The sequence below is a fragment of the Paenibacillus sp. ClWae2A genome (assembly GCF_032452295.1).
Taxonomy (GTDB): domain Bacteria; phylum Bacillota; class Bacilli; order Paenibacillales; family Paenibacillaceae; genus Paenibacillus.
Genome location: NZ_JAULSQ010000001.1, coordinates 499,929 through 521,149, shown reverse-complemented (window position 1 = coordinate 521,149; position 21,221 = coordinate 499,929). Strand labels below are relative to the sequence as shown.

Annotated in this window: 17 protein-coding genes; 7 read left to right on the top strand and 10 right to left on the bottom strand. The window is 44.4% G+C overall.

Features of this window, described 5'->3' with window-relative positions:
• Positions 1-162: 162 nt before the first annotated feature.
• The gene (arfA, locus tag QVE09_RS02105) at positions 163-1,656 is read left to right on the top strand and encodes an arabinosylfuranosidase ArfA (protein WP_315936074.1); all 1,494 of its coding nucleotides are present in this window, start codon (positions 163-165) and stop codon (positions 1,654-1,656) included.
• A 600-nt stretch (positions 1,657-2,256) separates the two neighbouring features.
• On the opposite strand, the gene QVE09_RS02100 is transcribed toward arfA, so the two are convergent.
• A complete protein-coding gene (locus QVE09_RS02100; RefSeq protein ID WP_315935457.1) occupies positions 2,257-2,820 on the bottom strand; it encodes a hypothetical protein in 564 nt (187 codons plus the stop codon).
• Between the two features lie 176 nt (positions 2,821-2,996).
• Positions 2,997-3,911: a DsbA family oxidoreductase gene (locus QVE09_RS02095; protein ID WP_315935456.1), complete on the bottom strand. Its 915-nt coding sequence runs from the start codon at positions 3,909-3,911 to the stop codon at positions 2,997-2,999.
• A 134-nt stretch (positions 3,912-4,045) separates the two neighbouring features.
• Between QVE09_RS02095 and QVE09_RS02090 the strand changes: the two genes are divergently transcribed.
• The gene (locus tag QVE09_RS02090) at positions 4,046-4,393 is read left to right on the top strand and encodes a winged helix-turn-helix transcriptional regulator (RefSeq protein ID WP_076253083.1); all 348 of its coding nucleotides are present in this window, start codon (positions 4,046-4,048) and stop codon (positions 4,391-4,393) included.
• Between the two features lie 162 nt (positions 4,394-4,555).
• Here the strand turns inward: QVE09_RS02090 and QVE09_RS02085 are convergent, their stop codons facing one another.
• Both QVE09_RS02085 and QVE09_RS02080 read right to left on the bottom strand, forming a co-directional pair.
• On the bottom strand, positions 4,556-5,020 hold the full coding sequence (locus tag QVE09_RS02085) for an NUDIX domain-containing protein (RefSeq protein ID WP_315935455.1): 465 nt from the start codon (positions 5,018-5,020) through the stop codon (positions 4,556-4,558).
• A 69-nt stretch (positions 5,021-5,089) separates the two neighbouring features.
• A complete protein-coding gene (locus QVE09_RS02080) occupies positions 5,090-5,974 on the bottom strand; it encodes a LysR family transcriptional regulator (protein ID WP_315935454.1) in 885 nt (294 codons plus the stop codon).
• Between the two features lie 124 nt (positions 5,975-6,098).
• Here QVE09_RS02080 and QVE09_RS02075 point away from each other — a divergent pair, with 124 nt between their 5' ends.
• From QVE09_RS02075 to QVE09_RS02060, 4 genes are all read left to right on the top strand, one after another.
• The gene (locus QVE09_RS02075) at positions 6,099-7,109 is read left to right on the top strand and encodes an alpha/beta fold hydrolase (RefSeq protein ID WP_315935453.1); all 1,011 of its coding nucleotides are present in this window, start codon (positions 6,099-6,101) and stop codon (positions 7,107-7,109) included.
• Between the two features lie 186 nt (positions 7,110-7,295).
• Positions 7,296-8,900: a type 2 periplasmic-binding domain-containing protein gene (locus QVE09_RS02070; RefSeq protein ID WP_315935452.1), complete on the top strand. Its 1,605-nt coding sequence runs from the start codon at positions 7,296-7,298 to the stop codon at positions 8,898-8,900.
• A gap of 90 nt (positions 8,901-8,990) precedes the next feature.
• Positions 8,991-9,881, top strand: a complete 891-nt coding sequence (locus QVE09_RS02065; RefSeq protein WP_315935451.1) for an ABC transporter permease — start codon at positions 8,991-8,993, stop codon at positions 9,879-9,881.
• 18 nt (positions 9,882-9,899) lie between these two features.
• On the top strand, positions 9,900-10,790 hold the full coding sequence (locus QVE09_RS02060; RefSeq protein ID WP_091019051.1) for a carbohydrate ABC transporter permease: 891 nt from the start codon (positions 9,900-9,902) through the stop codon (positions 10,788-10,790).
• Positions 10,791-10,895: 105 nt separating this feature from the next.
• Here the strand turns inward: QVE09_RS02060 and QVE09_RS02055 are convergent, their stop codons facing one another.
• On the bottom strand, positions 10,896-12,641 hold the full coding sequence (locus tag QVE09_RS02055; RefSeq protein ID WP_315935450.1) for a cache domain-containing sensor histidine kinase: 1,746 nt from the start codon (positions 12,639-12,641) through the stop codon (positions 10,896-10,898).
• 28 nt (positions 12,642-12,669) lie between these two features.
• Positions 12,670-14,286 (bottom strand): helix-turn-helix domain-containing protein, encoded by a 1,617-nt coding sequence (locus QVE09_RS02050; RefSeq protein WP_315935449.1) that lies wholly within the window; start codon positions 14,284-14,286, stop codon positions 12,670-12,672.
• A 187-nt stretch (positions 14,287-14,473) separates the two neighbouring features.
• On the opposite strand from QVE09_RS02050, the gene QVE09_RS02045 reads away from it, so the two are divergent.
• Complete coding sequence (locus tag QVE09_RS02045; protein ID WP_315935448.1) at positions 14,474-14,755, top strand: hypothetical protein; 282 nt, start codon at positions 14,474-14,476, stop codon at positions 14,753-14,755.
• 144 nt (positions 14,756-14,899) lie between these two features.
• On the opposite strand, the gene cydC is transcribed toward QVE09_RS02045, so the two are convergent.
• From cydC to QVE09_RS02025, 4 genes are read right to left on the bottom strand one after another with little or no spacing between them, the layout of a single operon-like run.
• Complete coding sequence (gene cydC / locus QVE09_RS02040; protein ID WP_315935447.1) at positions 14,900-16,627, bottom strand: thiol reductant ABC exporter subunit CydC; 1,728 nt, start codon at positions 16,625-16,627, stop codon at positions 14,900-14,902.
• Positions 16,624-18,447, bottom strand: coding sequence for a thiol reductant ABC exporter subunit CydD (gene cydD / locus QVE09_RS02035; RefSeq protein WP_315935446.1), 1,824 nt, complete (start codon positions 18,445-18,447; stop codon positions 16,624-16,626). The genes cydC and cydD overlap by 4 nt, the downstream gene beginning before the upstream one ends.
• A 14-nt stretch (positions 18,448-18,461) precedes the next feature.
• A complete protein-coding gene (locus tag QVE09_RS02030; RefSeq protein ID WP_315935445.1) occupies positions 18,462-19,475 on the bottom strand; it encodes a cytochrome d ubiquinol oxidase subunit II in 1,014 nt (337 codons plus the stop codon).
• Positions 19,475-20,839: a cytochrome ubiquinol oxidase subunit I gene (locus QVE09_RS02025; RefSeq protein ID WP_315935444.1), complete on the bottom strand. Its 1,365-nt coding sequence runs from the start codon at positions 20,837-20,839 to the stop codon at positions 19,475-19,477. Before QVE09_RS02025 ends, QVE09_RS02030 begins: the two co-directional genes overlap by 1 nt.
• Positions 20,840-21,221 lie beyond the last annotated feature (382 nt).

Sequence of the window (21,221 nt, the reverse complement as noted above, 5' to 3'; positions counted from 1 at the left end):
GAACCCTGCGAAATAAACTTGCTCAACATAATAGCATTATGATACACATTAGATAACAAATCAATGAGTTGATTTTGCTTTTATGCGAACTCATCGTGAAATAAAGTTTGTTACACACCTAAAATTAATTCTATGGAGGTTTTCCCATTGCTTACATCCAAAATGCTTATTGATAAAGACTTTCAGATTGCTGAAGTTGATCCACGTGTCTATGGTTCATTTATAGAACATCTGGGACGGGCCGTATACGGCGGTATTTATGATCCGGGTCATCCCACGGCAGATGCTCAAGGTTTCCGTCAGGATGCCATTGAAGCGATTAAAGCTTTAAATGTGCCCATCGTTCGTTATCCTGGCGGTAATTTCGTATCCGGTTACAATTGGGAAGACGGCGTTGGTCCGGTAGCCGAGCGCAAACGCAGACTTGAACTCGCTTGGTGGACGATTGAAACGAATGCAGTGGGAACGAACGAATTTGCAGATTGGGCCAAACTGGTTGGAACCGAAGTCATGATGGCGGTAAACCTGGGGACTCGGGGCATTGATGCGGCGAGAAACCTGGTCGAATACTGCAACCACCCATCTGGCACATACTGGAGTGATCTGCGTATCTCTCACGGTTACAAAGACCCACATAAATTCAAAACCTGGTGCCTAGGCAACGAAATGGACGGCCCTTGGCAGATTGGTGCGATGACCGCACATGAATATGGACGTATTGCCAATGAGACCGCTAAAGCGATGAAATGGGTAGACCCGGAAATTGAGCTTGTGGCTTGCGGCAGTTCCAGCCGTGACATGAGTACATTTGCAGATTGGGAAGCAACCGTGCTGGATCTCACCTATGAAAATGTGGACTACTTGTCCCTGCATCAGTATTACAACAATAACAAGGACAACACGTATGACTTCCTGGCGACATCGCTGGATCTAGATCAATTTATTGATAGTGTGGCTTCGATATGTGATTTTGTACAAGCCAAGAAACGCAGCAAAAAGAAATTAATGCTGTCTCTGGATGAATGGAATGTCTGGAAATCCATTGGTACAAGTCGTATGGAAGAACGTTGGCAGATTGCGCCTCCAGAGTTTGAAGATGTATACACGCATGAAGATGCACTAGCCGTGGGCTGTTACCTGATTACCATACTCAAGCACGCCGATCGTGTAAAAATGGCTTGCCTTGCTCAGTTGATTAACACCATTGCCCCAATCATGACGGAAAATAACGGAGCAATCTGGTTCCAGACGACGTATTTCCCGTTCCTGCACGCATCCAATTTCGGACGCGGTACGGTGTTGCGGTCCATCACCTCTTCACCTAAATATGATTCCAAAGATTTTACAGATGTGCCTTATCTCGAAGCGATCAGTGTACATGATGAAGAGAACGGCACAATCACAATCTTTGCGGTGAACAGACATCTGGATGAGCAAATGGAACTGAATGTGGATCTGCGCTCCTTCGGAGATACGACATTTGTGGAACATATCGTACTGGAGAACAACGATCTGAAAGCAACCAATACGAAAGAAAACCCGCGCAATGTTCTTCCGCACAACGGCGGGCACACAACCGTAGATCAAGGTAAAGTGCAAGCTGTCCTGAACAAAGCGTCGTGGAACGTCATTCGTCTTAAAACAAAACAGGCATAATCAGAGCGGAAAGCGTTTGCTCCTACTCTGCTGGATCAGCATTGTTTTTCGCACCGCGTGCAGCTCCCTGCGCGCGGTGTTTTTGCTGTATAACAGTGATCGGTCGAACTACATGGTAACAAAGTAAGATGTTAGAGGCGTATTTGAAACCTCATTTATTACTCGCAACGAAGGAATTTAAGAAAACACAGGGAGTCTTATTTAACCCGATTCGGGTGGATTTTAATTCTAACGAACACAGGAGAAGCTATGCTGCAGAATCATCCCCTTTTTCACACTATATCTTACATTTTGCAACAAATAGGGTTTGTCATGTTTGTTAGAATTTTAATGGCTCGATATTGACCCGAATAAGGTTTCTGAGGTTCGTTAGCGCTGAGCAAGCATGCGAAATCGAGCTGGTTCGAACCTCATATACAGTATAAGCAAATAAGCCACCCTCCGTTTGGGTACGGAGAGCAGCTTGCAGTTAAGCATCTAGCGGAGAAGATAAGGAACAGAACAGATCAGAAAGAGATCAAATCACCCAACACACTAGCAATACTTCATTTCCAAATGCAACAAAGGTTGTGTTCTAATTCACGATGCTCATTTCAAGTATTATCCTTGTTGTGCTTCCTCTTCACCTTCGGTTTCAGCCTGGCTTGCTGGAGTCATCAGCCCTTGAACTGCCCCCATAAATGGCTGAATCTGCTTAATCATGCCATACCCCATTTTGACCACAGGTGTAAACCGCTGGATCATGCCAAACAACCGCATCCCCCCGCCTAACATACCTCCAATCGAACCTGCTCCGCCAAAGCCACCTAACAATGAGCCTAGCATAGGCATGGAAGATGATACCTGGGCTTGCCTAGACGTTGAACGAGACATCGACCGGGATCGCACCTGCGACTTACGAGTGCTGTTCGCTCGTTTACGATTTCGAGAGGATGCTGTTTTTCTCGTAGCCCCTGCTTTAGGTTTTGTTTTGCGAGCACTGCCTTCAGATGAGGGTGCTGTGATTGCGGCCTGAGTAAGCTTTCCGCCCCCGGTAAGCACTACGCCTTCGCTGTTAACGCCAGAGATGTACCCGACGTACGTCTCGCCATTATGAAGAGTCACGCAGACTGGGCGATCCTTGAGCCGTTTTATCTGGACGTGTATTTCATTGGTCTTAGCCATGGAATTCACCTCACTTGACTTGATCTACTTCAGTCTACGCAATGGGTGGACGACTTGCCTGTGCGAATAACACATCTTAACCATTAGCAAAAAGCCAAAAATACCTCCAATCCAGGCTGAAGTACTATGTGCATTACCACATGGATAAATGTGCTAATTCAATTTCTTGTTTTTCTTCAGATATGCTCAATATACATCTCATTCAAGATATAACCCATACGATATGTGTGCTCTGCCAATTCAGATTTCACATATGATTCAATATCACTCTTTTCGATATTGTACATGACCTCTATTTCTCTAGAAAAAAGAAGGTGTCCCTCATTGATTTTCTGTTCCAACGAGGTTATCTGTTTTGGTTTCAGATCAACACCCAGCACCTGCTGAAGTGCTTGCTCATATGTTTCAAGAGAACGCGCTCCGACAATTTTCATACCCTGGTTCTCTTCATTCACAATGATAATTGATGGGAAACCTCTAACTCCCAAACTAGCGACACTCTCAAAGTCTTCCTCTAATAACTCTTGTGCAGATTGCTGTGCAGCCGCCTCAACCACTTCTTTTCCATTCAAGCCCAGTTGATTGACGATATCCGTCAGCACATCATCTTCTCCAATATTTCGATTAAATGCGAACACGGCTTCACGCGCACGTCTTAAAAAGTCATGTTCTTTCCCAGGGTGTGTACTCTGAATGACCTTAAATACGCGAGATGGCGGATAAGAAGAAAGTATTGGATTATCGTGCCATAAGGAACCGTCGATGGGCATGCGTGAATGCTCACCCACTTCCTTCCAATGCTCTGCAACGTCCGAAGGTTTCTGAATCCCATTAGCGCCATCCGAGAAACCATTCCAGTTAGCCAGTAGCCCACCCATTTTAATTTGCATCGTAAAATAATGGCCGTATTCCTCAACAAACCGATGAAGCACAGGCTCAAGCGCCCAGCAATGAGAACAGATCGGATCTGTTGCGTAATAAAGAGTTATCCTTTTCTCAACGTGATTCAGATTGATTTCTTGCATCGCCGCTTCCTCATTCACACCACATACGCCTGTTTCCAGATCACACATCATAGATTCGTTACTCACGTTTATCCCGCCTTTATATTATCTTATGAATTGATTTTCTTGTGTTAGTTTGATTATAATGTCTACAATCTTCTGAACAAGTACGATTCTTTTTCTGACTTAGTATCAAAAAGTATACTATTGGAGGGTATCAAGTGAAATACGAGTTTAATTTCGATCAGTTATGTCCAGCGACTTATGCATTTCAGGTCATTGGAGGCAAGTGGAATCTTCCGATCCTGGCAATCCTCAGTGAAAATGACTGTATACGTTACAATGAATTAAAAAGAAGACTGCCTGGCATTACCGGAACGATGCTAACGAACTGTTTGAAGGATTTGATTCATTCCGGCATCGTGCATCGGGAGCAATATAACGAGGTTCCACCGAGAGTGGAGTATTCGCTCACAGAATCAGGCAAGGAATTGGTTCCTTTAATTGAATCCATGGTAATATGGGGTCAGAAAAATATGACAGCAGGCGTGAAGCAACAAGATATATAACTCCTGGCCTAGTGTAACCCCTTAGCCTAGATGTTCATTTTCGAATCGCTCTGTACACTTTGTTCAACGGCAAAAAGGCTATTTCACTGGACCATCACGTCCTTTGAAATAGCCTTTCCTTTGTAATCACAAGACGGCCGCTTGTTTACGACGTGTGCACATCTAACCATTCAGGTCCTCATCTTCCTCATTTCCTAAATACATAACCGTTTTTTCTCCCTCAACCAATCTAATGATCTGCTTTCGTAACTTTGAAGGAAATAACGGTAGTTGGTTTAACTTATTAATTTCGAGCCACTCATATTCTATCTCGTTTTTGTCCATTGGCAGAATAGAATTGTCATGCTCTATTAAACCTATGTACTCGCACAAAAAAACAAAATCTACACGATGAAGAGCTTCACCGTATACACCTTCAATGACAAATTCCAGTGATAACGGTTCTACATCTATTCCGATTTCTTCCCCAACTTCACGCTTCACAGCATCGGTCAGCGTTTCACCTGCATTCTGGCTCCCACCAGGCAGGATGTAGATCACTTCATCATTATCATCCTGCTTCATTGCCAGCATTCTCCCGTCTTTAATGATCAATGCTTTTGCAGAATTTCTAATTTTTCTTTCCATTACTAATCCCCCATATATATATCTGTGAAAAACTATTTTAACACATACATCTAAACAAATTCTGAACAATCAAATCAACTCACTCTTGGCGACCTCCATGAAAGCAGCCATGGACGGAGAGATCCATTTTTCCCGATGCCAGAGCATTTGCGCAGAAAAGGATACATCTGATAAATCCCACGGCAGAGCAACCACTTCCCCATCGCTCAACTCTTTCTTCAAAGCCATTTCAGGTAATAAAGCGACCCCTAGACCAGCCACAACACATTGTTTAATGGCTTCTACACTATGAAACTCCAGTTCTGTCAGAGCATCTGCACCTTTCTTCGTTATGGATTGGTCAAAATAAGTGCGATACGAACAATTCTTTTCGGTCAGTAAAAAATGCTGTTTGTGGAAGTCATCAACAACTAACGCGGAACGCGATGCTAACATATGATCGGGGGAAACCACCATTTGAAAGGTCTCATCCTTTAAAAACTCTGAATGAAGGTCTTTGGAATTCATAGGCTCATCCAATACAAAAACGACATCGGCATGCCCTTCTCTCAGACTTGATTTAAGCTCTTGCCCAGACAAGGGGCGGAACAATAACCGCACACCAGGATAGTCCGCTCGGAAGCGTTTGAACAACGCTGGAAGAAGATATGCACACAGCACTTCGTCTGCTCCGATCACAACCGTTCCCGCCAATTCTCCGTGCTGACTGGATATGCACTTTGCTTCCTCTACATCGTTTAATATCTTAGTGGCGTACGGCAGAAACTGTTGGCCAGCATCCGTTAACACGACCTTTTTGCCTAATCGATCCAGCAATTTCACCCCAAGCTCTTCTTCCAGCGATTTGATTTGCATGGTTATGGTAGAGGGTACATAGCTCAATAATTCAGCAGTTTGACTAAAGCTGCAGGTCGATGCAAGTGTCCAAAAGGTTTTTAGCTGGCGTATTTCCATGAGTCAGGCACCTCCTAAGTTCAAAATAAATGAATGATATGTTCGATAACGTTTCGTTGAATTGATAATAGACGTAATGTAGAGTGAAATCAAGTTATTACTATTTTATAAGGAGAATCAATCTATGAACGATTATGAAACATATAACCTTGGAGATACATTACTTCAATCGGGACAACAGCTCCCTCAAGCCTTTATCGCTTACAAGACGTATGGAAACTTAAACGCGGCAAAGGACAACGTTATTGTTGTCCCAACATGGTTTGCTGGAATTCACACAGATAATGAATGGTTAATTGGAACAGACAAAGCACTGGACCACAGTCGTTATTTTATCGTTGTGCCCAATATGTTGGGTAACGGATTATCATCCTCTCCAAGCAATACCCCTGCCCCATATGATAAGGACAACTTCCCTCTCATCTCCATGTATGACAATGTGCGTGCCCAACATCAACTCATCACTCAAAAATTCGGTATTTCCAAAATCAAACTTGTTGTGGGCTGGTCTCTGGGAGCCATGCAGGTTTATCAATGGGGAACCAGTTATCCTGAGATGGTCGAGCGTATTGCCCCCTTTGGCGGAACGGCAAAGAGCAGACCCCATACTCAGTTGGTATTCGAAGCAATGATCGCGGCGTTACAGGCAGATTCAAATTATAAAAATGGTAGATATGAACGCCCTCCGGTCGCCGGTCTCGCAGCGATGGGAAGAGCTTATGCTCCATGGGGGTTCTCGCAGGCGTACTATTTGGAGAAATTGTATCAATCTGAGGGTTACGACTCCTTGAAATCTTATGTAGAAGATTACTGGGATCAGGTATTTCTTCCCTTCGATGCTAACAACTTGATTACCATGCTGCGTACAGGAATATATGGAGACATTAGCGATAATCCGGTAGATGACGGCAACTTCGAACAGGCGTTAAGCAAGATCACTGCTCCTGCACTCGTTATGCCAGGATCAAGCGACTTGTTTTTCACGCCAGAAGACAGTTCGTATGATGCTCAGCATATGCCAAACGTGGTGTATCAACCTGTAGAGTCCAAGTGGGGACACTGCTTTGGAATCGGAGCAAACGAAGAGGATTCACTCGTTATCGATCATCGTCTAAAACAATTTTTGGAGTCATGAGTAAAAAAAGAAGGAGCACAAAGTAAAAAAAGTACACAAAGCTCATTTATCTTTTCTCCGCTACAACTCAAAAGTAAAAAAAGATACGGGTTCTCGTCAATAACCTTTATATCCCGTTCCCCCTTTCTCGTTTAGAATATTTTCAAGTAAGCGTTATTGAAATATGACTGATAAGGGGGAAAAGAAATGAACAAGAAAACGAAAGCCTTAGTCTTGTCGGTGTGCATGTCAACCTTATTACTCGCAGCCTGTAGCAATGGAAGCGGTGCTGATAAAGGTTCAACGACGGACACGGATTCCAACGAGGCTGGAACAACAACCATTCACACCGTAACATCAGAATACACTTCTGCAAAATATCCAAAAGGCGACGATATCACCAACAATGTATGGATTAAGCGCTACAAAGAGAAGTTTAATATTGATGTCAAAACAGACTGGGTTAGCGATGAGTACGATACCAAACTCAATTTGGCTATCGCATCGAACGATCTTCCTGACGTATTCAGAGTTAATCCATCACAACTAAGACAGTTGGTCGAAGCAGATATGGTCATGGACCTTACCGAGGTCTTTGAACAACACGCTTCAGATCGTCTCAAAGGTTACATGGAAGCAGATGCGGACAGTTACGAATCTGGAAAGAAGGACGGTAAGCTGTACGGGATACCGCAGATGCACTGGGGATTAATTGATCAACCCGACTTCATCTGGATCCGGAACGACTGGAAAGAAGAATTGGGACTCCAGGATCCAAAATCGGTGGAAGACATCAAGAATATCGCACTGAAATTTATGGAAAAGCACGGCGGTTATGGTTTAGCGGTAGACCAATCATTGGATTACCTCAACCTGCTCGCTATTGCATGGAATGCACATCCGGATATGTGGATGGAAGATAACAGTGGACAGCTAGTATACGGCTCCGTGCAGCCTGAGATGAAGAATGCGTTGGCGGAGTGGTCAGAATGGTACAAGCGGGGCATTATTGATCCGGAATTTGCAATCAAAGACTTTAATGCGATGAACGCGGATATCGTAGCCGGCAAAGTGGGAATGCAGCCGTATTACCAATGGTGGGGTTATAATCCGGGTGTCGATACAGTATCCAATCTGGGTAAGGACGCTATCTTCTATCCTTATATCATTCCTACCGTTGATGGGAAAGAAGCCAAACAATCCATCTTTTTCGCCAACAACAATTATATCGTTATGAAAAAGGGATTTAAGAGCCCTGAAGAAGTGATCAAAATTTTGAACGACTATGCTTATATTGTGGATGAAGGCAATGGCAAGGAATCCACAGAAACGTTATCCGCCTTGCTGGACAACGATATTGGCCATGTTGTTGGAGCGTTCCGTGTACTTAATCCGAATTCCGATTACGAGCAATTTGAGGCGGTCTCCGCTGCCCTTCAATCCAAGGATACCAGTGGACTCACGACTTCGGGTATGTGGCAAAAATATAACAACAGTGTGGAATTCATGGAGAATGCAACCCCAGGAGCAGTTGGTGATTATTTGCAACAAGGGGCTCCAAAGAATGCGTATGGTCTTGCCAAGAAAGTACTGGACAGCGAGAACTATACAAAGACGGCCTTATGGGGTGTTACGCCAGAAATACTTTCAAGCTACGGCACAACCTTGGATGATATCCTGACCGAAGGCTTCACCAAGATCATTATGGGTAGCGAAAGTATCGATTATTTCGATGTTATTGTCCAGAATTGGCGTGCAGCCGGGGGCGATAATGCAACCCAGGCAGTTAATGAAGCCTACGGGAAGAAATAATCTCGTTTGTCACAAAGAGGGGACGAGGGTCATCTCTCCCCTTTATTTGATAGCGATTACATTTGGTGTACAAGGAACGGAGGAATATGTATGTTGAGAAAATGGAAGCAGCAGAGTCCTTACCATCTCATGTTGATTCCAAGCCTGGTCTTGGTCTTCATCTTTAGTTACATCCCTTTCTACGGACTTATTATTGCATTTCAGAAGTACAATCCGGGCCTTGGCTTCAACTCGCCATGGGTAGGATGGGATAATTTTACCCACATATTTAATCAGCCGAACTTCGTAAGAACGATCTGGAATACATTGTACATGTCTGTCTTTAAGATTATCGGTGGTATAATCGTGCCCGTAATTTTCGCATTACTGCTTAACGAGGTACTACACAGTGGAATTAAACGTACATTTCAAACCCTTGTCTACATTCCGAACTTCCTCTCTTGGGTCATTATGGCCGGTATCATGCTGGATATCCTTAGCTCCGATGGCATTGTCAATACGTTTTTAGGCGTATTTGCTATTGCACCGATCTCCTTTCTTGGCACACCCTCTATTTTTCCTTGGACGATGATTGTGAGTGACATATGGAAAGGCTTCGGCTTTGGCACGGTTGTTTATTTGGCAGCCCTGACCAGTATTGATCCGGGACTTTACGAAGCCGCGGTGATCGATGGAGCGAAACGGTGGAAGCAGACCATCTATATTACTTTGCCTCTTCTCATGCCAACCATTGTTTTAATGACTGTATTATCGCTTGGAAACGTACTTAATGCTGGCTTTGACCAGATCTATAATCTCTACTCCCCTGTTGTCTATCAGACCGGTGATATTATTGACACCTATGTATATCGGTTGGGAATCCAACAGGCACAGTATTCGATTGGTACCGCTGTCGGGTTATTCAAATCGATCATTTCCAGTGTTCTCGTTGCTGTCTCGTACATTCTGGCTTACAGAGTGGCTGGTTATCGTATCTTCTAAGAAGGGGGAACTTACATTATGATCTATGATAAAAGTATGAGCAGGCGTGTATTTCTTATCATAAACTACACCATATTGCTTCTAATCTCTCTCCTATGTATCCTGCCGTTTATCAACCTGCTGGCTGTTTCATTCAGCAGCAGCGCGGCTGTATCTGCGGGGAGTGTTACGTTCTGGCCTGTGGAATTTACGACAAAAGCCTATGAATTTGCATTAACTGGAGGATCATTTTTCTCCTCTCTCTGGGTAGCCATTCAACGAACCGTTATCGGAACGTTGGTGAATCTGGTTCTGATCGTACTCACCGCTTATCCCCTCTCCAAATCAAAACAAAAATTGATGGGGCGTAATATCTATATGGGATTTTTCATAGTAACCATGTTATTCAGTGGAGGATTAATTCCAACCTATCTCGTGGTCGTCAAAATGGGACTAATCGACTCCATATGGTCTCTGATCCTGCCTGGGGCCCTCCCCGTATTCAGTATGATTATCCTCATGAATTTCATTAGGGGGTTGCCTGAGGAAATTGAAGAATCAGCAATTATCGATGGTGCTGGGCCTGTACAGGTATTGCTTCGTATTCTACTCCCACTTCTCAAGCCCGCTCTCGCAACGGTTGGTTTGTTCAGTATCGTTGCCCACTGGAATTCGTGGTTCGATGGCATTATCTATATGAACAATCCAGCCAATTATCCATTACAAAGCTACTTGCAGACCCTCCTGCAAAGTTTTGAGCAAATCATGCTGAAATCCGGGTCAGATTATACGCAGCTGTTGTCCATGATGAACGCCAGAACGGGGCGCGCCGCTCAGATGTTCTTGGGAGCCATTCCGATTTTGCTCGTGTATCCGTTTTTACAGAAATATTTCACCAAAGGTTTGGTGCTAGGTAGCGTCAAAGGGTGAACAAAAGGGCTTGCAGTTCATACTGCGAGCCCTTTGTTTATATCTAAACTTATTTTTATGATCGCTGTACCGCATTATGAGATGCATAAATGAAAGCATGAATGACTATTTGGCTTCTATGATGGCAGGCAGCAGAATGGAGAACTTGGTACCTTCTCCTACCTTACTTTCCACCTGTATTCCATAAGGTTTCCCAAAATGAAGTTGAATCCGCCGCTGCACATTATGCAATCCAATCCCATTCGTTCCCGTACTTGCACCCGACTTTTCTTCCAATAGATTCTGCAACGTATGATGATCCATACCCACGCCATTATCGCAGATTTCGATTACAACTTTATCCACCCACAGTTGAATCCGAATGGTAATGATTCCGTCTTCCTCAAGTTCGGCCAGACCATGAAAAATCGCGTTCTCCACAATGGGCTGCAGGATCATTTTGGGCATTCGATAATCCAGTACTCTATCCTCTACCTCATATCTCATCTGAATACAATCATAGTACCTGACATTCTGGATCGTTACATAATTCGTTATATTATTGAGTTCCTCACGAATCGTTACGAGGGTTCCATCGGATTTTGTCGCATAGCGGAGCATCGAGATTAGGGCATCGGTCATTTCCACGATTTTGTCAGCCTGTTGCATTGAGGCGATCCATTTCACCGACCCAAGGGTGTTATACAGAAAGTGAGGCTTGATCTGGTCATGGAGCGCACGCATCTCGGCTTTGGCTTTTTCTATCTCTTCCTGCTGCATCCGTTCGACCAACCGCTTCAACTCGTGTGACATTCTGTTAAACCGAATGGATAAATGACCAATCTCGTCTCTGGAGCCAATTGGTTCGACTTGATCAAACCGACCTTTCTCGACTAGAGCGATATTCCGTAGCAGTTTTTTAATGGGAGTTGTGATCACGTGAGATAGAAAGATGGATATGACGGCAGCAAAAAGAACAATGACAATGGCAAGCGTCACCAGATTACGGCCCAATATTTTGCCATCAGCAGTCAGCTCATCCAAAGGCATATATAAGTAAGTTGTCCATTTTTGCTGACTAAGGGGACTGGTCACCACGACATTGAGTGATTCAGGCGGGCGAACGTTGTCCCGGAACAGTGTCCCGATTAATCGTTCGTTCACGTTATATACGATCTTGTCATCCTCATCAACGATCATGAATCTGGAGCGCAGCCCTTCCTGCAAGTTTCGATTAACAATTTCGATAAATTTGATATCAATGCTGACAACGATCACGCCAAGCAGTTCTCCACTAGACACATCATGAATTTTGCGAGCGTGTGACACTGCCAGTATTTTATTTTCCAATTGCTCGTCGATTCGTGTTGTGAGGGTAATGGTTCGATCGTTATCATGCATGAACTTTTTAAACCACAATTCGTTCTCTACTTTGAAGTTTGGATCAATGGGTTGATGTGGACTGACAAAAAGGTCTTGTCCCCCGTTCATATTGTAGAGGTAGATGGAGAAAACGCGATCTTTCATCATGATATAATTCATCAGAATATTGTATGCGGCAATCTCATGTTGTTCATCGCCCTCTCGCAGGAAATCCTGGATTGGAAAACTCCCTTCATGAGTCGCGGACAGATTGTCACTAAGGCCATTGCTGGCTAGCAGCGAAATTTTCTCAATCTCCTTGAGGAACTCGTCAATGCGAATATTCGTTTGTTTAGCCAGATCGTTTAGCAACGTTGTATAATTCTGTGCCAATAACCGCTCTGAGGAGTAATAAGAATTGATTGTCATCACCAATACGGGAAGGATAATGACCGTCATACAGATCACCATAATTTTGTACTTGATTCGGAAGGGCCTAACATGCTTCATATGTTGCACCTCTATTCACCGATTACATTCATCCCTGCTGTAATTCTCGATATTCCTCAGGAGTGACACCTACCGATTTTTTGAAAATCTTACTGAAGTACGTGTAATTATGGTAGCCCACCTTTTCTGCGATTTCATACACTCTCATTCCTCTGCTCAATAGATACGCCTTCGCATGTTCAATTCGTACTCGAGTCAAGTACGTAATAAAGTTCTCTCCTCGTTCCTGTTTGAACACGCGGCTGAGATACGACGGATTCACACTGATTTGGCTAGCGATACTTTGCAGTGAGATATCTTCCGCATAATACTTGTCGATCAATTCAGTGGCGAGGTCGGTGTAGGTGCTTTCCTGTTTGATTTGGGAATCGGTTTGGAAGTAATACGCAATATGAGCAAGCATATCTTGGTGGATATCCTCCCAATACTCCCCCTTTAGAACGATTTCATAGGGCGATTTCTCTGTTAAAGAAGGTGCACCTCTTTCCGTAGCTCGGGATAGATGGGAGTGAATGGTTTCCATCACCATGATATATTGCTTGCGAATGCTATTCTCATCGGCTCGTAGCTGTTCCAGATTGGATCGGATTCCTTCAAGGAACTCTTCCGCCTTTTGGTTGTCTTTGCTTACCCACAACTTCAACAAATCTCGTTCTTGTTGCGGGCTTAAAGCCCCCTTAACTTCATGTCGATCTGGGGATAGAACCATATCTTCGTAATACAACACCTGGTTGCTTCCTGTGAAGAAACCCTGTTGTAGAGCCGTTTCTGCCTCTTGGCAGGCCTTCCTGATGTGAAGGAAACCGGAAGTCATTCTACTTACCCCAGCCGTGAGAGATAGATTCATGAAATCCTTGATCGAAGACAGCAATTTATTACATAGTTTATTCAAGTCGGCGTGTACAGATTGGCTCTCAGGAAGTACATTGACAATCACCCAATATTCAGAGGAACTTTCAACAAAAATCTCTTTCTCCCACTTCGATGGAATGATCTCTTCCATAATATTAAGAATTGAAAATCGGAGCAGCTTTTCCCCCTTCTCAATATATTTCCGCTTTGCATCCTCGTAATAGTTCACGATGAACTTCATGACAACCAACTGGTCCGAACGTATACGAAAATGCAGTTCTTCCGCTTTGGTGACGATATCCTCCTCACTAATGAATCCGCTTACAATATCTTGGAAAAAACTATCCTTTAGATATCTTAGGCTCTTGGAATAGTCATGTGTTATAGAGGGTGTGTTGGTTGGGTGAACATGTTCACTTTGCAGTTTCTGTCCAACATTGCTCAGGAGGTCAATAAGGGAGGATTCGGTGATCTCACTTTTAATCAAGTAATCTGAAGCTCCAAGTTTTAGCGCCTCTTTCACATAATGAAATTCGTCAAAATTACTCAGGATGACATACTTACAGGTTTTCAGTACGCAGGAGGCCTCTTGTATAAGCTGCAGCCCATCCATAATCGGCATTTTAATATCTGTAATAATTAGATCAGGCATCACTTCAAGCGCAAGGCTTAATGCCTCTTTTCCATTTCCCGCCTCGCCCACAACATAGAAATTATACTCTTCCCAATTCAGCATGGAACGAATTCCAACCCGCATGAGCAATTCATCATCTACGATCATCAGTTTATACATGCGTATCCCCCAACATGAACCATTTTTATATATTTTACCATTAAACGGACTCTTGCAAAGATGTCTAGCGAACCTTATTGAATTGCGGGTATCATAAATAACACTTTTACAGAACATACGTTCCTGTTATAATCAGATTATCGTATTTGGTGTAGCATAAAATGACCGTATGGAAAGGATACATATCATGAATTTATACAAGTTTGAATTAACGGTGAATGGATATTTATTACGTGTTCATTTCAGTGCATCTGAAGAAAGTGGCCTGAAATGGTGTAAACGAATTGCTACTGAATTCCAGAATAACGTTGCCAATCTGGAGATCAAGGTTGATATACATAAAAAGCAGAAACAAAAGCATGCACGGGAATATCACGGAAAGCCATATCTGTATGATAGGACACTTAGGAAAAAGCCGCTTGCGAAGAAAAATAAAACGGCTGAATCATCTGCTGTTATGTTTATGTAAAGGGGAATTAACATTGCTGCTTAACGAGTCTTCTCAATAGAAAGACAAAAAGACTAAAGAACGGATTGCTGATGATAGCATCAGTGGCCGTTCTTTAGTCTTTTATGAAGTACTATCGACACCTTGAGTAGACTGAAATTCCTTTCACGCCCCGGCGTCTCCAATCATTTGTCGTTCAATTTGTTTCATTTCATAAAAATAGCCTTTTTGCTCCATTAGCTCTGAATAAGAACCCGATTCCACAATCTTGCCTTGGTCCATGACCAAAATCCGATCCATCTCTTCCAATCCCGTAAGCCGATGGCAGATCAGGAGAAGTGTATCTTCCGATGCCTGTGCCAGAAGATGCTGCAACACCCGTTGCTCTGTGACGTAATCCAGTGAGGACGTCGGTTCGTCCAGCAGCCATAACCGTCCCTTGCGCAGCATGGCCCTTGCCAGAGCCAGCCGCTGTTTCTCACCATCCGACAGGTTCTCCCCTTTTTCATATACCATATCAGTCAATGATTTATTTGGCAGTTGTACTTTATCCAGCACAGCGGACAGTTGTTCATCCGAATGTTCTTCTCCATTCAGTAGCAGATTATCACGAATGGTTCCCCGGAAGAAATGACTTTGCTGCAACACAACATTGGCGTTTTGCCAAATGCTCTCTTCATTTAATTCCTGCACCAGAACATCGTTTAACCGGATATCGCCAGACGTTGCTTCACGCAGCTTGAGTAGCAGATCGATAATCGTTGACTTGCCTGACCCACTTGGCCCGACTATTGCTGTTTTGGAGCCTGCTGCAAATTGTAGGGAGAGTTCCCTCAGCGCCGGTCTCCATTCCCCTTCATATTGAAAGCTAACACCGGAAAGTTCAATCGAAACCGCCTGATCGGCTGACACTTCACCGCTTGGCTGTACAGGTTGCACATCGGAGGTCGGCACCGTTTCCGACAGTCGCTGAGCAGCGTGTTCACTATCCTGCTTATATAGAGGTAATATAGCCATTGCGGCAGCTTCTTCGAACACGGTCTGCGTGGCCAGGATCAGCATGGCGAGGAATACACCTGCAAACGCTCCATTCACAATTAAGAAGGCACTGAGTGCTAGCACACCCCATGTAACAAGATACGTTACAAAAATGTGCATAGATTGCCCGCGCAGCAGGTGCAAAGCGGCTTGTTTCTGTTCTGTTGCCAATGCAGAGGAAGCCTGCTGAAGCTGTTGCTCACGCTGTTCCAATTGGCCGTATACTTTCAGATCACGGAAACCATATAACACTTCGGTCACTTCCGTGGACAGCAAGGCCCGTTGCTGGCGGACACGTCCGTGTATTTTTCGCTGACCAAGCAAGACAATGCCCGGTACAACAAATGCCGTGATCAGCATGCCTAGTACTAACAAGCACGCAATCCAGATTGAAAAGGCCGAAGTGAACAGCATGGTAGCCAAAAACACCATAACGACCATGATGGGTGGATACGCGACCCGCAAAAAGTAATTTTGCAAGCTTTCCACATCACCCACGATCCGCGCAAGCAGATCCCCGCTTCGGTTTTTGTTCAATATACCTGGCGTTACCGGAATCAGTTTGGCAAAAAAGGACGTCCGCAAACGACTCAGCATGGAGAATGTTGCCCTGTGCGAATACAAGCGTTCCCCGTAGCGACTTGCCGCTCGAAGGAAACCGAGCAGTTTGACCATGGAAGTGAGTACAATTAAGGTATACAGTGGTGGCGCAAATACCGTCTGAGATATCATATATCCACTCGCGGAAAAGAGAGCTACACCTGCTATGCCGGCGATAAATCCGCCCAATATCGAAAGCAGAATATCCTTGCGCTCCTGAATCATCGCTTTTGACAGAATCGTCAGCTCATTCATGCTAACCCTCCTTTCCGTTGTACATCTACCATCTCTGCATACTGCGGCAAACGCCCTAGAAGCTCGTTGTGATGTCCTGAATCCACCAATACCCCATTATCCATAAACAAAATGTTGTCCGCATGTTGAATTGTATATAAACGGTGTGCCACCGTAATCATCGTTGCCGTTTTGGCTAAAGACGCAATGGATTGTTGCAGTACCCGCTCGGTGTGTAGATCCAGACCAACGGTGGGTTCATCGAACAAAATAACAGCTGGTCGCTTCAGAAAAGCACGTGCCAAAGCAAGTCTTTGTTTTTCCCCACCAGACAGCCCCCGGCCACCTTCACCAACAAACGTATCCAATCCCTGCTCCAATTGTGCAACAACGCCAGCAAGTCCAGCTTCCTCTGCCGCCTGCTCAATTTCAGCTCTGGAGACGTTCCGACCCGCGCCAATCGCGATATTTTCGGCAAATGTACCTGCAAAAATATACGGATGCTGTGTAATGTAGCTAACACGTTCAAACCAAGCAGCCTCATCATGTTGTGAAATCTCGCTTCCGTTAACCAGAACCGCTCCCGAACCTGGTTTCAGCAAACCGGCAATGAGATGAAGCAGCGTGGTTTTACCTGAGCCACTTTTGCCTACAATAGCAATCTGTTCTCCCGGTCCAATCGAGATCTGTCCGGTCTCAAGTCCAAAGGAATCAGGTGTGTACTGGAACCGGACATCGTTCAGTTCAATGGTTGGTGGCAATGTAATCAACTCGGCACGAGCTGTACGGATCTCTTCCGTCTTTGCAATTGCATCGACATCGGTTAATTCGCTTTGATCGGACCCTTCTACACCCTTCGTTGGTGTGCTCTTGATATTTGTTTCCTCAAGCATCTGTTCCACCTTACGAATGGCACCCATACTGGTTCGCCCGCTGTGAAAAGCCGTTCCCGTATTCTTCAATAGACTGTAAAACTCAGGGACGAGCAACAACACAAGAAAGGCCGTATGGAAGCTCATCGATTTGAACACAAGTAACTGAATAGCCAGTTCAAGCGCAACAATACCGATGCTTAACATCACGATCGATTCCAGCATAAACGTATTTGTAAATGCAATCTTCAAAATGCCCATCGTGGCATCACGATACCCCAGACTGCTGCGTTCAATTTCCTGTTGCTGACGTTTAGCCCGTCCGAATATTTTCAATGTAACCAGCCCTTGAAGCGAATCCAGAAATGTACCGGAAAACTCAGCCAGTTGCGCGTATTTTTCTTCTGATTTGTTCTTTGTCTGAAGCCCCACCAAAATCATGAACAGCGGGATAAATGGTGCTGTAAACAGCATAATCCAGCCTGTGTTGGCGTGCTGCGTAAACGTAACGATCAGAATCAGAATCGGGATCATCGCAGCTTCCATCATACGTGGCATGTACTGACTGAAATAACTGTCAGCCTCATCCACAGCATCCAAAGCGACACTTACCTTTCCTCCCGTCTGTCCACTCAGGGTTGTAGGCATGGAAGCGCGGGTCAGGTTCTGCAACACCGATGCTCGCATATTCGTCTTGGCGTGTGCTGCCATATGCAAGCCCACTTTCCCATTACCATACGACAACAGTGAGCGTACAGCCATAACAACCAGTAATAGGCCGAGCAACAGCAACACTGATGAAAAGGAAGCTTTCTCTACAAAGATTCGCTGGACTGCTTCAGCCACCAAGGTGGCCTGGCTTATAATAGCTATACCAAGGGCCAGCGAAATGATCGCAAGGAGGAGTCTGTTTTTTCGTTGTAAAGACATTTGCTGCGAGATCAGATTGGATTTAGCTCTCCTCTTCATTCAACGCTCCTCCTTTATTTTTTCCCTTTCACATAATCCGCATCAAACAGGAACAGTTTGAAGACCAGAATTAGTGAAGGAATTAACAGGCACAGACCCCCGATAAACACAACGACTAGTGCAAAACCCATCGCTGGTGGTGTGGCGCTGCTCTGAATGGTGATGAATGGATCAAGAATATAAGGATATTGCCCAATACCGTAAGCGAAAAAGGCTGTAAGAAATTGCAGCATGATGCATATAAAAGCTAATCCGTAACGCCGTCCGTTATATAACAGCCACATGGCAATCATGAAAAATGCAACGGAAAGCGCCAGTAGCCACCATAAATCCATCATATTTTGAAAATGACGCTCATTGTGTTGACCCAAATATATAAATGCAGTCAGCGCGAGAATAATGGTCGGTGTGCTCCAGAACAAAGCATAGTTCCGCATCAGCTTCAATGCCGAATGATCTTCTGCCCGAGAAGCGTAAAATGTGAGAAATGAACCGCTAATGAACAATACGGACACGATGGCTAGACCAACAATGCTCCATGATAACGGATTGGTAAATAGAGCCCAGTAATCCAGGGAAACCGTCTCCCCCTTCTTCAAAATAAAGCCACCTTCAGACAATGTCAGTGCCACTGACAACGACGCTGGAATAAGCAACCCTGTAGCTCCGTATAAAAACAGATATACGATGTTATTCTTGGAACCATAATTTTCGAAAGCATAGAACGACCCACGAACGGCAAGCAAAATGACGGCAATACTTCCCGGAACAAGCAGCGCAGAGCCATAATAGTAAGCGGTATCCGGGAAAAATCCAACGATGCCAATATAGAAAAAGACAAAAAATACATTGGTGATCTCCCAGACCGGTGATAGATAACGGGAGATCAGACGATTAATCAGGTGATCCTGCTTTGTCAGACGTGCATAAAAGGCGAAGAAACCTGCTCCAAAATCAATGGAAGCTACAATAAGATAACCGTACAAGAACAGCCAGAGTACGGATATACCAATCAATTCATAACTCATCAGGCCTGATCCCCTTTCTTGGCTAATTGATCATGCTTCTGTTCCAACCATTTCTCCATCTCAAGCTCAGCAGGATTATTATTGAACAAACGTCTCAACACGAGAACACAGATGACGCCGAGCACGATGTACAGAAGCAAGAAGACAAAAAATAAAATTCTCACACTCGGGGAAGAAGTAGCGGCCTCTTCTACTCGCATATAACCTCGGATGATCCATGGCTGCCGCCCCACTTCTGCATAGAACCAGCCCATCTCAACGGCGAGAAATGCAAGCGGTGCACTTAGTGCAACCATACGAAGAATCCACTTGTTAAATTGATTACGTTTCTTCCAGAACACAAACAGGAAGTACAGACTTGATATAGCGAGTAGAGCGAAACCTATTCCAGCCATTAGATCAAACAAGTAATGCACAAGCAGTGGTGGCTGCTCATCTGGTGGAAATTCGTTTAGCCCGGTAACCTCGGCGTTAAAATCTCCAAAGGCAAGGAAACTGAGCAGTTTTGGCAAATGAAGAGCGCCTATAATTTCATGTTCAGCATTCAGCCATCCCAAAAAAATCAAATCCGCGCCGCTTTCCGTCTCGAAATGCCACTCAGCAGCTGCGAGCTTCTCCGGCTGATGCTCAGCCAAAAACTTGGCAGATACATCTCCAGCTAAGGAATTTAATAAACTGAATACCAGAACAACTGCCATCATGAGATTCAAGCCTTTTTTGTGGTAGGCCGACACTCCTTTTCTCAGCATCGCAAAGGCTGCTATTCCTGCCAACAGAGCAGCTCCTGTCAGATAAGCCGAGCTTAATACATGGAACACTTTGGAGAACGTCGCCGTATTCAGCATCGCTTGTACGGGGTTCACTGCCATGAATTGACCTGCTTCCATGACAAAACCTTCAGGCTGGTTCATGAATCCGTTCACTGTTGTAATAAAAACAGCAGACATGCCTGCCCCGGCAACAATCGGAATAGTCAGCAACCAGTGGATATACGGATTTTTGAACCGATCCCATGTGTATAGATAAATGCCCAGGAATATCGCTTCAAAAAAGAATGCGAATACTTCCATAAATAGTGGCAATGCAATGACATTCCCGGCCAGCTTCATAAAATTCGGCCATACGAGGGCCAACTGTAGCGATATTGCTGTACCTGTCACGACACCCACCGCCACAGAAATGACAAACCCTCGTGACCACCTCTTTGCCATAAGTATGTAATGGTGATCCTTCTTCCGAATGCCGATGAACTCTGCAATAGCAATCATCAAAGGTACACCGACACCAAGCGTTGCAAAAATCACGTGGAATCCCAGCGTCAAACCAGTCACCAGTCTGCTCCATAACACCGTATCAATAGCCATTCTTTGTGTTGCCTCCTTTCAAACTCTGTTCATTTTTAGTGATCATTTTTTGCTTATGACTAGGTCTGTTACTCACTATATAAGTTGAACTAGAGATTATTTACACTGACACTACGATGACAGAATAACCTTCCAATCGCTGTTATCCCCAGATTTTTTCGACTCCCTTTCCAAAAGGGAAAATCCGGTGATAAAGGCGAACGCTTCGCTTTTTCAGGTTTTTTCTGTCCTCTCCGTTATCGTGTAAATGATTAGCTCAACTTATATAGTTGCATTTAATATCAGATTTGGACCTCCTATAGTTTGTATCTGTAGAACAAGAGAAAACTTTCACAAAGTAAAAGACAACGATATGTTGCCACATGTTCTTTGCGATTACTCC